Raw genomic sequence first — 13,883 nt, forward strand, 5'->3', positions numbered from 1 at the left:
AACGATCTGGCACGGTCTCTGGGACTTCCTCGTGGCGATGCTGTTCACGCCGCCGACATCGTCGCCGACAACGTCACCCGCGCAATCGATCTCGGACGGATCGGCGAGCGCTGGTTCGCCACCGTCCTGTCCAGTGGGTTCGACTCGCTGGTCACCGAGAGGGCCAAGCGACTGCGCTGGCCACGCGGACCGCTGCGGTACAACGCAGCGATGATCCTTCAGCTGGCGTCACTCCGAAAGCTGCCGTACGTCATCGAACTGGACGATGCCGAGCTTCGTCTCGACGCCACCTTGGTCGCTGTCGGAAACGGCAGAAGTTACGGTGGCGGGATGGTCGTGTGCCCCGCCGCGCTCGTGGACGACGGCCTTCTCGACGTCACCGTCATCCGAGGGGTGAGCCGGACTCGACTGCTCGGACTGTCCCCCACGCTCTACCGGGGAACGCACATCGACCGGCCCGAGGTGGACACCTACACCTCGACGCAGGTCACGCTGCGATGCGACGGAATCGTCGCCTATGCGGACGGTGAGCGAGTCGCCGAACTACCTGTCACCGCGCGTTGCGTGCCGCGGGCACTTCGGGTGTTCGTGAATCAGGATTCCGTGGCTCGCGGGTGACCGAGCCGCCGCGTCAGAACTTCAGCGACGAGCGATCGTTGTCGGAGGATATCGCCTTGTACAGCCATACCAGGCCCAACACGATCGCGCCGGCCACCACGAGCCAGAAGACACCCTTGATGATGGTGCCCAGAAGCGCGAGCGCAATCCAGATCAGAACGATGAATCCCAGTACTTTCCAGAACATGAGTGCTCCTACCGTGTCGCCGCGCACCGTGTCGTTTCGCGTACTTCGATACTGGCACTCGCGCGCGACGAACACATCGGGGTGAACCCTGAATTGTCTCAGCGGTGCCGCGACCGAATCCGGTCGAGTTCGGTGAGCGCCTCGGCCCACCCCTGCAGTCGATCCGTAGCCGACAGCAGCTCGCGTCGATGCGATTCCACGACCGTCGTCGACGCCGATCCTGCCGGTCCGGTCATCCGCGCGGCCGCGGCCACGAGCTGCTCGTACTGATCGACACCGGTGGCGAGTTCGGCTGCAGCCGAGGCTATTCCGCCCCGCAGGTGCTCGCGGGTCACAGCGCTTGCCGCCCCCGCACGTTCCAGAGCGGCGATGTCGACGGCGACTCCTTCGAGCCCGCGGGCTGCGTCGGAGGTCACCCCGATCATCTCCTCGACGTCCTCGGCACCGATCGTCTCGGATCTCGCCAGGATTCCCAGTAGCTCGAACAGACTCTGCTCGGCACCGGCCAGTCGGGTCATCGACTCGTACGCGGCAGATCCGCGCTGCGGCAACACGCGCTTGGTCGGTAGTCCCACCGGCACCGGTTGGGCTCGAAGTCGCCGCAACCGCGTCACCGCGAATGCCGCCGGGACGGCCATCAGCGCCGCACTACCGCCGCCCACGAACAGAGTCCACTCCGGTGCCGACAGCACGGCCATCCCCGCAGTTCCCACGGCCGTCGTCGTGGACGCGGCACCGAACCTGATTCCGCGTCGTCTGGCGCGGCGAATCTTCTTCAGGTGCTTGACGCGGGGATCTCGTCGGCGCCCTGCGGCGTCGAGAATCGAGGTCCCGACACTCCGAGCGGACTCCGCCAGAGATTTGACCACGGCACCGGACTCGGTGACGGCTGCGGTCACGGCCTCGCGATCGAGCGAAACGGCCGGCCGCTTACGCGACCGGCCGGATTCGTGTTCTCTACTGTTCATGTCGACGTTGCTGTCGGACGTCCGAGCTGTTCGCCGGCTCGATCTAGGCCTGAGCCGGTGGCTCGGGCGTCGCGTCCGGGGACTTCGAGATCGAGGGCTTCGCCGCGGCATTGCCCGACGGCAACGAGTCGCCTGCCATCGATGCACGAATCTGTTCGAGGCGGCTGTGACCCGCCATCTGCACCGAAGCCTGCTGAACCTCCATCATGCGACCCGACACGGTGTTCTGGGCCAGCTCTGCCGATCCGAGGGCATCTGCGTAGCGACGTTCGATCTTGTCGCGCACCGCGTCGAGGCTCGGGGTGTTGCCGGGCGCGGACAGCGTGCTGTCCATCGACCGCAGGGATTCGCTGACCTTCTCCTGCATCTTCGCCTGCTCGAGCTGGCTCAGTAGCTTGGTGCGTTCTGCGACCTTCGACTGCAGAGCCATGGCGTTCTGCTCGACGGCCTTCTTCGCCTGGGTGGCTGCCTGCAACGACTGGTCGTGCAGGACCTTGAGGTCCTCGACACTCTGCTCGGCGGTCACCAGCTGTGCTGCGAACGCCTCAGCGGCGTTCGTGTACTGCGTGGCCTTCTCGATGTCGCCTGCAGTGGCGGCCTGATCGGCCAGCGTCACCGCCTGCCGCGCGTTCGCGTTGAGCTTCTCGACCTCGTCCAGCTGACGGCTGAGCTTCATCTCGAGCTGGCGCTGATTACCGATGACCGACGCGGCCTGCTGGGACAGAGCCTGATGCTGTCGCTGTGCGTCTTCGATCGCCTGCTGAATCTGAACTTTGGGGTCGGCCTTCTCGTCGATCTTGGAATTGAAGAGCGCCATCATGTATTTCCAGGCCTTGACGAAAGGATTAGCCATGGGGTGGTCCTGCCTCCATCTGTTGCGCCGCGGTGGCCGCGTACGGGTCGGCTGCTCTCGCAGTGACCGAAATGAACCTGTCCGTGCTGTGAAAGTCGGGTGCGTGGTCTGGGTCAGGAGTGGAAACTGGGTACTTTTCCGATCTTAGGCGGCGGCGAGTGCTCTGGCAGCAGGTGCCGGAATCACGACGCGAGTATCTCCGTCGATGCGGGTGGCGACCGCCGCCTCGTCGAGCCGCGCGGCGGCGGTCGAGGCGTCGGACAGTGTCACACTGACATCGCTCATGACGTCCGAGAGCGGGACGGCGAGGGCGTCGCAGATCGCAGCGAGGAGCTCGCTCGACGCTTCCTTGCGACCGCGTTCGACCTCGGAAAGGTATCCGAGGCTGACGCGTGCGGTGTTCGAGACTTCACGCAGGGTTCGGCTCTGTGCGACGCGAGTACGCCGCAAACTGTCGCCGAGTGCTTCACGCAATAGCAGCGCCATCTCGCTCCTCCTCGTTGGTGTTCGTGCCGACGGCTGTGCCGTCGAGACGACAACGTTCACATCTCGTTCGTCCGGAGCCGTCACGATGTTCAACGTCCCAGTCGGTCCGATTGGTTCCCGACCCTATATGCCCGTTCACTGCGACACGCGCCGAAACAGCTGCGACACGGCCACCACGACTGTAGCCCGCCGACGAGTTCACGCGGAGGACACGCCTCGGCGCAGACGAACGGCCTGCACCACGTAGTCCACACCGGTGTAGACGGTGAGCAGAACCGCCAGCGCCATCAAGGCGACCGCGACCGGGTCGAACACGCTCGGCAGAGGGCACAGGTACACCCCGATCGCGAACGTCTGCACCAGAGTCTTCACCTTGCCGCCGCGCCCTGCGGGGATCACTCCGTGGCGGATGACGGCGAACCGCACCGCGGTGATGCCGATCTCCCGCACACCGATTATCACCGTCACCCACCACGACAGGTCGCCCAACATCGACAGTCCGACGAGCGCGGCCCCGATCAGAGCCTTGTCCGCGATGGGGTCGGCCATCTTCCCGAAATCGGTGACGAGACCGTACTTGCGGGCCAACTGACCGTCGATCCGGTCGGTGATGGCAGCTGCAGCGAAGATCGCGGTTGCCGCCAGCCGCCAGGATGTGTCGTGGCCGTCACCGACGAACAGTGCTGCGAGAAAGACCGGAACCAGTGCGATTCGGAGCACCGTCAGGACGTTCGCGATATTGAGCAACGGCACTTCGTCCGGACCACCGGTGACAGCGTTGCCGTGAGGCAGTCCCGAATCACGCAGTCCCGAATCACGCGGGGCCGAAGCACCGGAGGGACGGTTGCCCGGAATCTCGCCGCTGGATGGAACGCCGTGATCGGGCGTCACCGGCCCGCTCATCGGCAGAACCGCGCGCCGTCGACGACGCACCGGTCGGTGTGTCGGCTTCGGCGCAGCACCGATCCGCCGAGACGGGGACACAGCTCACTGAACGACACACGAAAAGTTTATCGGTTGCGGTACTGACTACTGTTCACCCCATGACTTCTGGGCCGAATCGGGCGAGTCGCGACATCGCAGACCCCGAATCCGACGTGCAATCCGACATTGCGGACCTCGGCTCCGCTGACGACGGCACTCTCGTCGTGCGTCGAGCCAGAACCTCCGACATCCCCGAGATCAAGCGTTTGATCGACATCTACGCCGGACGCATTCTGCTCGAGAAGAACCTCGTCACCCTGTACGAGGCGGTGCAGGAGTTCTGGATCGCCGAGCGTGACGGCGAGATCATCGGCTGCGGTGCATTGCACGTGCTGTGGGCCGATCTGGGCGAGGTTCGCACGGTCGCCGTCGATCCCGCCGCCAAGGGGCACGGCGCAGGCCACCTGATCGTCGCCAAACTGATCGAGGTCGCTCGTGATCTGGCGTTGCAGAAAGTGTTCGTGCTGACTTTCGAGGTGGACTTCTTCTCTCGACACGGGTTCGCCGAGATCGACGGAACCCCCGTGACGGCCGAGGTCTATGCGGAAATGTGCCGTTCCTACGACACCGGCGTGGCGGAGTTCCTGGACCTGAGTTACGTCAAACCGAACACTCTGGGCAACACGCGGATGTTGCTGTCGCTCTGACAGAATTCCGGGATCACCCCTCGAATCCGGAAGAGAGCTCCATGCCCCTGATCGCCGTCAGCTACACCTACTCACCCGCCACCACAGACGGGCGCGACACCCACCGCGCAGCACATCGCGCCTGGTTGGCCGACCTACTCGACCGGAAAACCCTGGTGTCGAGTGGACCGTACGCCGATGGCAGCGGTGCTCTGCTGCTGGTGGAGGGCGCGGATGCTGCCACCGTCGAGACGCTGTTCGCGCAAGACCCGTTCGCGGTGGAGAACCTGATCGAGTCGGCGACGTTCCACGAATGGACGCCCGTCATGGGCACCTTCACGTCCTGATCTTCCCCGCTCCCCCCCGTTCGAATGAATGGACCACTGCACCGCCGAGACGGCTGCAGTGGTCCATTCACCCAGGCCGGGAAGCGGTCAGAACTCCTCCGACGCGGGCTGTTCGTCCGGGTCGCCGCCCTTGATCGACCACAGCAAACCGTCGAGCTCGTCGGGCTTGACGAGTACCTCGCGGGCCTTCGAGCCTTCGCTCGGGCCGACGACTCCGCGGTTCTCCATCAGGTCCATCAATCGCCCGGCCTTGGCGAAGCCGACTCGAAGCTTGCGTTGCAGCATCGACGTCGAACCGAACTGACTCGTCACGACCAGTTCGACCGCCTGCAACAGCACGTCGAGGTCGTCGCCGATGTCCGGGTCGACGTCCTTCTTGTCCGAGACCTTCGCAGCGGTGACGGTCTCGTTGTACTCCGGCTCGGCCTGGTTCTTGGCGAAGTCGACGACGGCGGCGATTTCCTCGTCGGTGATGAACGCACCCTGCAGACGCGTCGGCTTGCCCGCACCCATCGGTAGGAAGAGCGCGTCTCCCATACCGATGAGCTTCTCCGCACCCGGCTGGTCCAAAATGACGCGTGAGTCGGTCAGAGACGACGTGGCGAAGGCCAGTCGCGACGGCACGTTCGTCTTGATCAAGCCCGTCACGACGTCGACCGAAGGACGCTGGGTGGCGAGCACCAGGTGAATGCCGGCGGCGCGCGCCTTCTGGGTGATCCGCACGATCGCCTCTTCGACGTCACGCGGGGCAGTCATCATCAGGTCGGCCAGCTCGTCCACGATGGCCAGGATGTAGGGATACGGCCGGTAGACGCGTTCGCTGCCCAGTGGTGCGGTGATCTCGCCGGACCGCACCTTCTTGTTGAAGTCGTCGATGTGACGAACCTTGTTGATCTGCATGTCCTGGTAACGCTGCTCCATCTCCTCGACGAGCCAGGCCAGCGCCGCGGCAGCCTTCTTGGGCTGCGTGATGATCGGGGTGATGAGGTGCGGAATTCCCTCGTAGGGCGTCAGCTCCACCATCTTCGGGTCGATCAGGATCATCCGAACCTCGTCCGGCGTCGCCCGTGCGAGCAGCGAGACGAGCATCGAGTTCACGAAGCTGGACTTACCGGAACCGGTGGATCCGGCCACCAGCAAGTGCGGCATCTTCGCGAGGTTGGCGCTGACGAAGTCGCCCTCGATGTCCTTACCGAGTCCGATCACCAACGGATGGTGGTCCTTGCGCGTCGACGGCGCGGTCAGCACGTCCGCCAGACGGACCATCTCACGGTCCGAGTTGGGCACCTCGATACCGACCGCGGACTTGCCCGGGATAGGCGCGAGCAGGCGAACGTTGTCGGTGGCGACGGCGTAGGCGATGTTACGTGCGAGTGCCGTGATCTTCTCGACCTTGACGCCGGGGCCAAGCTCCACCTCGTAGCGGGTGACCGTGGGGCCGCGGGTGAAACCGGTGACCGCGGCATCGATCTTGAACTGTTCGAGTACCTCGGAGATCGCCTCGATCATGGCGTCGTTGGCCTGACTGCGGGTCTTGGGCGGATCTCCGTCGATCAACAGCGACAGCGACGGCAGCGTGTAATCCCCGTCGACGACGCGATCGACGACGATCTTGTCGTCCTCGGCCGGCTGTTTCGGTTCGGCCGCCTTCACGATCGGCTTGGGCTTCGGCCGCGGGGGCGCGACCGGCTCGGGAGCAGGTGCGGGAACAGCGGCGGCGGGTGCGACGACCTCGGTGGCAGCCTCGGGCGGCGGGGTCTTGCGCGCGCGTGGCGGCTTGACGACCGGGATGTATTCCTCGGTCGGGTAGTTGTCGTAGGGGTCTGCGCCGCCGTGGACCGGGTAGCCGTCGGCGTCGAAGTTGCTGTCGTAGTCGCCGTAGCCCTCGTCACCGAATTCGGAGCCGAAGTCGGCCGGGTCGTACTCGTCGTATTCGTCGCCGCGGCTGTCGGTGCCGAACAGTGCACGCATCCGATCGGGTACGTCGCGCACGGTGGTGCCGGTGAGAAGCAGTACTCCGAACAGGCCTGCGAGCAGCAACAACGGTACGGCCAGCCACACGGTGAGGCCGTCGGCTATGGGTCCACCTGCCACGTATCCGATGAAGCCTGCGCCCTCGGATCGGCCGGCGGCGTCGGTCGGTGAGCCTGCGGCCATGTGCCACAGGCCGAGGATCGGCAGGCCGAGCAGGATCGATCCCAGAACCAGTCGCGGCCGTACCTCGGGATGCGGTTCGGAGCGCATCAGAACGACGGCGATTGCGACACCGAGCACGGGCACGACGTAGCCGGCTTCACCGATGACGGCGCGGATACCCACCTCGATCCATTCGCCGACCGGTCCCCCGGCGCTCAGCCACACACTCGCGGCGACGACGACACTGACGGCGATCAGTCCGAGGGCGATCCCGTCCCGGCGGTGGCCGTGCTCGATGTCGGCGGCTTTGCTCACCGTCCGCGTCGTGGCACCGACTCCGCGTGCCGCCATCGACCAGGTGGACGCGATGCCTCGCCCGATCGCGTCGAGGGCACCGCGTGACTTCTTCTTCGCCGCAGGCCGCCGAGCCGTCGACGCGCCCCTGGCTGGGGCCTTGCCACGGGAGGATGCGTTTGCACGCGACGTCGCGGGGTTGCGCGGAGCGGTGGGCTTCTTCGGCGTCGTCACGGTGCGCGCAGTACGCCCGCCACCGGATTTACGGGCGGTGCCGGACGCGCGCGAGGAGCCGGATCCGCTGGATCCGGCTCTGGCGGTGGAGGTGCTGGTCTTTCCTGCCATGCCCCCAGGCTAGTCGCAACAGCCCCGTCGAAACCATCCGCAACACCAGTAACAGCGGGGGTGAATGTGTCAGAAGCTCAGATCGAGTGCCTTCACGGCAGCCACGTCGTCCGCCGAACCCTCGTACAGCACCTCGATCTGATCGCGCCCGAACGCGTAGAGCAGCAGTTCCGACGGCTCCCCCACCACGGTTACGCCCGGGCCCGATCCACCCTTGAACGTGGCCGTGCGGCCGTCCGGGGTGCGGACGTGCACCGGAATCGGCGCAGAACGGTGTCCGGCCCGGCCTATCAAACGAACCTGCGGCCACAGGCGCGTCTCCACCGCGGCCGGCAACACTCGCCGAGTCCAGCTCTCGCCTGCCCGGCGCAGATCCTCGTGATGAACGAACATCTCACCGAGATTGATCAGGGGGTCCAGCAGCGCGAACGGTGATCACATGGGCGGCCCCGTCCGTATGTCCTCGACCACCGTCGTGAACGGCTTGTTCGCAACGGATCGCTGGACGCGCTCCGTGTACCCCGCGAGCGGAGAGAGAAATATGCCGGGCGAGGCGTCCAGGCGTCGTTCCCGGACGACGAGATGCGCCGCCAGATCGGCTGCGGTCCACTCACCGCACAGCGTCGGCGCATCGGGACCCACGTCGAGAAGGGTCTGGACCAGTTGGGAACGTTCATCCTGGGCGAGGCTCACGCGGTCCACGGTACGTCCCGAGCGATCCGACGGCATCTCGCCGCCCCACACTCCCCGATGTTCGATGCACCTGCGGCGTCGGTAGCCTCCCAACAGTGCCGGTATCGGAAATTCTCGTCATCCTGCTCGCCGGACTCGGAGCCGGAGCCATCAACGCCGTCGTCGGTTCCGGGACGCTGATCACGTTTCCGACGTTGGTCGCATTCGGCTATCCCCCGGTGCTCGCCACCATGTCCAATGCGGTGGGCCTGGTGGCGGGAAGCGTCTCGGGTACGTGGGGTTATCGGCGCGAACTGCGCGGGCAGTGGCATCGACTGCGGTGGCAGTTGCCTGCCTCGTTCTTCGGCGCGCTCGGCGGTGCCTGGCTGCTGCTCCATCTACCCGAAACCGTGTTCGCCGCAGTGGTTCCGGTATTGCTCATCGGCGCGTTGATTCTCGTTGTCGCACAACCGAGAATCCAGGCCTGGGCCAAACGGCGATCGGAAGCCGCAGGCAAGGCCGCGAACCACATCAGCCGTACCCGGATGGCATTGGTCACCGGCGGCACTCTGCTGGTCGGCATCTACGGCGGCTATTTCACTGCCGCACAGGGCATTCTGCTCATCGGGGTGATGGGAGCGCTGCTCCCCGAGACCATGCAGCGGATGAACGCAGCCAAGAATCTTCTGTCATTGGTCGTCAACGTCGTTGCAGCGGTGACGTACACGATTTTTCGCTTCGACGACATCAGCTGGCAGGCAGCGGGACTGATCGCGGTCGGCTCGCTGATCGGTGGAGCCGTCGGAGCGCGCTACGGCCGCCGGCTCTCGCCGGCGGCCCTGCGCGGTGCCATCGTCGTCCTCGGTCTGATCGGACTCTGGCGACTGCTCGTCTAGACGATCGCGTCCAGTTCGGCTGTGGGAGCGCCTAGTTCGACTGCGGTTGCGGCTTGACTGCGATGATCGTCGGAACGATCATCGGCTTGCGGCGATACTTGTCCGCCACCCACCGACCGACGACACGACGCACTGCCTGCGCGATGCGGTGCGTATCTGACACGCCGTCGGACGCCAGACGCTGCAACTCCGACTCGACGAGTTGACCGGCTTCCTTGAGTGCAGCCGGATCGTCGGAGAATCCGCGACCGGACACCTCGGGTGCGGTCACCGCACGACCGGTGGCCGAATCGACGGCGACGCTGATCGCGATGAAACCACCCTCGCCCAGCACCAGTCGGTCGGACAGCGTCGAATCGCCGACGTCACCGACAGAGAGGCCGTCGACGTAGACGTGCCCCACGGGCACCTGTCCGACGATCTCGGCGAGACCGTCGACCATGTCGACCACCACGCCGTCCTCGGCCAGCACCACTCGCTCCTCGGGTACGCCCGTCGCCTTGGCCAGCGCCGCGTTGGCGCGCAGGTGACGCCACTCGCCGTGCACCGGCATGGCATTGGTGGGCCGAACGGCGTTGTAGAGGTAGAGCAGCTCACCCGCCGACGCATGGCCGGAGACGTGAACCTTCGCATTCTGCTGCGTCACGACGGTCGCACCCCGCTTGGCGAGGCCGTTGACCACCGCGAACACCGAGTTCTCGTTGCCGGGAATGAGTGAGGACGCCAGCACCACGAGATCGTTCGCCTTGACGTTGATCTGTCGATGCTCGCCGCGAGCCATCCGGGACAGCGCCGACAACGGCTCGCCCTGCGAACCGGTGGAGATCAGCACCAACCGGTCGTCGGGAAGCGTTGCGGCAGTGTCGACATTGACCTCGAGACCGTCGGGCACACGCAGGTAGCCGAGATCCTGAGCGATCTGCATGTTGCGGACCATCGACCGGCCGACGAATGCCACGCGGCGGTTGTACCGCTCGGCGACGTCGATGACCTGCTGAATGCGGTGCACGTGACTGGCGAACGACGCGACGATGACGCGCTGCTTCGCCTTGCCGATGACGGTGTCGAGTACTCCGCCGATCTCGCGTTCCGGCGTGACGAATCCGGGCACCTCGGCATTGGTGGAGTCGACCAGAAAGAGGTCGACACCCTCGTCGCCGAGCCGGGAGAAGCCGGCCAGGTCGGTCAGGCGACCGTCGAGCGGTAGCTGATCGAGCTTGATGTCACCGGTGTGCAGCACCAGCCCGGCATCGGTCCTGATGGCGATTGCGAGTGCATCGGGAATGGAGTGGTTCACCGCGAAGTATTCGCAATCGAAAGGGCCGTGCTGCGTGTGCTGGCCCTCGATGACCTCGACGAGGTTCGGCCGCAATCGGTGCTCACGGCACTTGGCCGCGACGAGCGCGAGGGTGAACTTGGATCCGACGACGGGTAGGTCGGGACGCAGGCGCAGCAGGAACGGGACAGCACCGATGTGGTCCTCGTGACCGTGCGTCAGGACCACGGCCTCGACGTCGGCCATGCGATTCTCGATGTGACGGAAGTCGGGCAGGATCAGGTCGACACCCGGCTGCTGATCCTCGGGAAAGAGCACGCCGCAGTCGATGATCAGCATTTTGTCCTGGTGCTCGAACACCGTCATGTTGCGACCGATTTCGCCGATGCCACCGAGCGCGACCACTCGCAGGCCCTTGAACGGGGCCTTCGGCGGTGTGCCGAGACGCTCCGTCGGGTCGAATTCACGACGCTTGTCGGGACGCTGAGTGCGCGCCGAGTTCTGCACCATCGGCTTCCCCTGCCGAGCCCCTGCCGGTTGGCCCTGCTTCGGGGCCGGACGCTCGGAGGGGGGTCCGGCGTTTCGGGTTGCGCGTCCGCGCGATCTGTTCGGTCGTGTCATACAAGAACTCCTGCCGCCCGCAGCTCTGCTGCGAGCAATTCGATGTGGTCGATGCTCGGTGGCACCTGGGGAAGTCGTGGTTCGCCGACATCGATTCCGATGAGGCGAAGGCCGGCCTTCGATGCGCTGACGCCGCCGAGGCGCGCGACCGAACGAATGACCGGGATGAGGCTGACGTTGATCGCCTGAGCACGCGCGATGTCGCCCATCATGAAGGCGGTGTGCAGCTCGCGGAGGCGAGCCGGAACGAGGTGGCCGATGACGCTGACGAAGCCTGTTGCTCCGACCGAGAGCCAGGGCAGGTTCAGCGGGTCGTCGCCCGAGTAGAACTGCAACCCGGTCGACGCGATCAGTTCGGCACCGGCGTTCAGATCACCCTTGGCGTCCTTGACCGCGAGGATCCGTGGATGCTCGGCGAGTCGACGCAACGTCTCGGTCTCGATGGGAACGACCGACCGCGGCGGAATGTCGTAGAGCATCACGGGCAGGTCGGTGGCGTTCGCGACCGCGGTGAAGTGCGCGTACAGACCGGCCTGCGGCGGGCGGGAGTAATACGGGGTGACGACCAGAAGACCGTGTGCGCCTGCACGGGCGGCGTCACGGGCCAGCTCGACGCTGTGTGCGGTGTCGTTGCTGCCGGCTCCGGCGATGATGCGCGCCCGATGACCGACCGCGGCGATCACTGCGCGAAGCAGTTCGAGCTTCTCGTTCTCGGGGGTGGTCGGCGACTCGCCCGTCGTGCCGGCCAGAACCAGTCCGTCGTTGCCCTGCTCGACGAGATGATGTGCCAGCCGAACGCCCGCATCGATATCCAACTTGCCGTCCGCCGTGAACGGGGTCACCATCGCGGTGAGCACCGTACCGAACACAGGCGCAACGGAAGGAGCGGCGTCACCGTAGGTCATGGCAGCAGATTACCCGGTGCTTTGCCCACTCTCGCGCAGCGGGACTCCCCGCCGACACCGTGCAGCCATACCCGGTCTGCGCCGCAACCGAACCTCGTACTCAGACCTCGGTCACGAACGGGCTGCGGGCGACTTCCGTGCCGTCCGGCAGCGTCGAGATCTCGAAGTCGCCGAACACGTCGGGAGCCACTCCCACGAGCTTACGCAGACATTCGACGGCAACGCGTCGAATCTCCACGTCCGCGTGCTCGGAGGCACGCATCGACACGAAATGCCGCCATGCGCGGTAGTTTCCGCTCACCACCACGCGTGTCTCGGTCGCGTTCGGCAACACCGACCGAGCCGCCTGCCGCGCCTGTTTGCCCCGGAGAGCAGCGTTGGTGACCGATTCCAGTTTCCCCTCCAGCGCACCGAGCAGTTCGGTGTAGGCCGCCCGACTCGCCTCGGTCGCAGACGCGAACAGCGCCTCGAGCTCGGGATCGCCTTCGACAGCCGGTGGAAGAACCACGTTGGCGTCGTGTTCGGGAACGAATCGCTGCGAGAGTTGCGAGTAGGAGAAGTGCCGGTGCCGGATCAGTTCGTGTGTGCACGATCGCGAGATTCCGGTGATGTAGAAACTCACGCTCGCGTGCTCGAGAACCGACAGGTGTCCGACGTCGAGCAGATGACGCAGGTACGACGCGTTGGTCGCGGTCCGAGGATTGGGCTTGGACCAGCTCTGGTAGCAGGCACGACCGGCGAACTCGACCAATGCCTGCCCGCCGTCCGCGTCGGTTTCCCAGGGAATGTCGACGGGCGGAACGAACTCGGTTCGGGCGACCAGTTGCACTTTCAGTGCAACCGTCCGCGGCACAGCTCTACCTTCGTTTTCTGCTGACACCGCACAACCCTAAACGCGGCACCGATGCCCGGCGAACGATGGCGTCACGGTGCCGCCACATGACGTCACCAGGCACGCTTGACCGACGTCAACTATGACGCCACACTGGCGTCATGGAACTGGACAAGTACACCGCGTCGCTACGCACGGATCTACTCGCGGCAGCCGCTCTGGGCGACGAGCACACCCGCCAGACGGCCGAAGCTCTCGGCAAGACGGCGGAGGCGTCGGCCAGATTGATGCTGCTCACGGCACTGTCGGACTTCGCGGCAGAGGTATCGAACGACCTGAATGGTCATACGGTCACCGTTCGCCTCGACGGTACGCAGGCGCACGCCGATGTTCGACGCGACGGCCCGCTGCCCGGTCTGCACGACGGCGATCCGGCAGAGCCCGTCACCGAGGACTACCCGACCATGGACGACGTGTCCGGTGAGGTCCGACGGGTGACGCTGCGACTGGTCGAGCAGATCAAGGAACGGGCCGAGGACGCCGCGAACAACAGCGGAGTGTCGCTCAATTCGTGGTTGTCGCAGGCAGTTCAGGGCGCACTGCGTGATCAGATGCGCAAGGACCGTGGCTGGAACAACTGATCGGCCTACTTCTTCTCGCGCCACTCCCGCTCGAAGGGCAACCGCCACGCGTGTGGGGCGATGAGTTGATGAATTGCGTTGGGCCCCCACGACCCCGGTGCGTACGACCGGACCGGGGGTGGATCGGCGAGCAGCGGTTCGGAAACCTGCCACAGCCGCTCGATGCCCTCGGCCGTGGTGAACAGGGTGTGGTCGC

Annotated in this window: 14 protein-coding genes and 2 pseudogenes; 5 read left to right on the plus strand and 11 right to left on the minus strand. The window is 65.6% G+C overall.

What is annotated here, in order from left to right; translation table 11 throughout:
* The coding region (locus tag A2J02_RS28260) for a diacylglycerol kinase (protein ID WP_068050700.1) at positions 1-618 on the plus strand (618 nt) is incomplete at its 5' end.
* Positions 619-631: 13 nt separating this feature from the next.
* Here A2J02_RS28260 and A2J02_RS28265 read toward each other — a convergent pair.
* The 5 genes from A2J02_RS28265 to pgsA form a co-directional block, all read right to left on the minus strand.
* On the minus strand, positions 632-805 hold the full coding sequence (locus tag A2J02_RS28265; RefSeq protein WP_179276638.1) for a hypothetical protein: 174 nt from the start codon (positions 803-805) through the stop codon (positions 632-634).
* A 98-nt stretch (positions 806-903) separates the two neighbouring features.
* Positions 904-1,773 (minus strand): phage shock envelope stress response protein PspM, encoded by an 870-nt coding sequence (pspM, locus tag A2J02_RS13830; RefSeq protein ID WP_231893993.1) that lies wholly within the window; start codon positions 1,771-1,773, stop codon positions 904-906.
* Between the two features lie 43 nt (positions 1,774-1,816).
* Positions 1,817-2,626 carry a PspA/IM30 family protein gene (locus tag A2J02_RS13835; RefSeq protein WP_068050702.1) on the minus strand — a complete coding sequence of 270 codons (810 nt, stop codon included), beginning with the start codon at positions 2,624-2,626 and terminating at the stop codon, positions 1,817-1,819.
* 144 nt (positions 2,627-2,770) lie between these two features.
* The gene (locus A2J02_RS13840) at positions 2,771-3,112 is read right to left on the minus strand and encodes a helix-turn-helix domain-containing protein (protein ID WP_032397883.1); all 342 of its coding nucleotides are present in this window, start codon (positions 3,110-3,112) and stop codon (positions 2,771-2,773) included.
* Between the two features lie 198 nt (positions 3,113-3,310).
* Positions 3,311-4,015, minus strand: a complete 705-nt coding sequence (gene pgsA, locus A2J02_RS13845; protein ID WP_231893994.1) for a CDP-diacylglycerol--glycerol-3-phosphate 3-phosphatidyltransferase — start codon at positions 4,013-4,015, stop codon at positions 3,311-3,313.
* Between the two features lie 140 nt (positions 4,016-4,155).
* Here pgsA and A2J02_RS13850 point away from each other — a divergent pair, with 140 nt between their 5' ends.
* Together A2J02_RS13850 and A2J02_RS13855 are read left to right on the plus strand one after the other, a co-directional pair.
* Entirely contained in the window at positions 4,156-4,743 is a 588-nt protein-coding gene (locus A2J02_RS13850; protein ID WP_082899029.1) for an amino-acid N-acetyltransferase, read from the plus strand.
* Between the two features lie 41 nt (positions 4,744-4,784).
* A complete protein-coding gene (locus tag A2J02_RS13855; protein WP_068050703.1) occupies positions 4,785-5,069 on the plus strand; it encodes a YciI family protein in 285 nt (94 codons plus the stop codon).
* A gap of 87 nt (positions 5,070-5,156) precedes the next feature.
* Here A2J02_RS13855 and A2J02_RS13860 read toward each other — a convergent pair whose 3' ends face one another.
* On the minus strand, positions 5,157-7,844 hold the full coding sequence (locus tag A2J02_RS13860; RefSeq protein ID WP_197478021.1) for a DNA translocase FtsK: 2,688 nt from the start codon (positions 7,842-7,844) through the stop codon (positions 5,157-5,159).
* A 69-nt stretch (positions 7,845-7,913) separates the two neighbouring features.
* A pseudogene (locus A2J02_RS13865) lies at positions 7,914-8,537 on the minus strand (TIGR03085 family metal-binding protein).
* Between the two features lie 95 nt (positions 8,538-8,632).
* Here A2J02_RS13865 and A2J02_RS13870 point away from each other — a divergent pair.
* Positions 8,633-9,412, plus strand: coding sequence for a sulfite exporter TauE/SafE family protein (locus A2J02_RS13870; RefSeq protein ID WP_068050704.1), 780 nt, complete (start codon positions 8,633-8,635; stop codon positions 9,410-9,412).
* A gap of 31 nt (positions 9,413-9,443) precedes the next feature.
* On the opposite strand, the gene A2J02_RS13875 is transcribed toward A2J02_RS13870, so the two are convergent.
* From A2J02_RS13875 to thyX, 3 genes are all read right to left on the minus strand, one after another.
* The gene (locus A2J02_RS13875) at positions 9,444-11,198 is read right to left on the minus strand and encodes a ribonuclease J (RefSeq protein WP_068050705.1); all 1,755 of its coding nucleotides are present in this window, start codon (positions 11,196-11,198) and stop codon (positions 9,444-9,446) included.
* A gap of 107 nt (positions 11,199-11,305) precedes the next feature.
* Positions 11,306-12,214: a 4-hydroxy-tetrahydrodipicolinate synthase gene (gene dapA, locus A2J02_RS13880; RefSeq protein WP_068050706.1), complete on the minus strand. Its 909-nt coding sequence runs from the start codon at positions 12,212-12,214 to the stop codon at positions 11,306-11,308.
* A gap of 100 nt (positions 12,215-12,314) precedes the next feature.
* Positions 12,315-13,067: an FAD-dependent thymidylate synthase gene (gene thyX / locus A2J02_RS13885; protein WP_068050707.1), complete on the minus strand. Its 753-nt coding sequence runs from the start codon at positions 13,065-13,067 to the stop codon at positions 12,315-12,317.
* Positions 13,068-13,207: 140 nt separating this feature from the next.
* On the opposite strand from thyX, the gene A2J02_RS13890 reads away from it, so the two are divergent.
* Entirely contained in the window at positions 13,208-13,687 is a 480-nt protein-coding gene (locus A2J02_RS13890; protein WP_068050708.1) for a hypothetical protein, read from the plus strand.
* 5 nt (positions 13,688-13,692) lie between these two features.
* Here the strand turns inward: A2J02_RS13890 and A2J02_RS13895 are convergent.
* Positions 13,693-13,883: pseudogene (locus A2J02_RS13895) on the minus strand (glucose-6-phosphate dehydrogenase); the annotation flags it as partial.

This window comes from Rhodococcus sp. EPR-147, from assembly GCF_001647185.1.
In the GTDB taxonomy this organism is placed as follows: Bacteria; Actinomycetota; Actinomycetes; order Mycobacteriales; family Mycobacteriaceae; genus Rhodococcoides.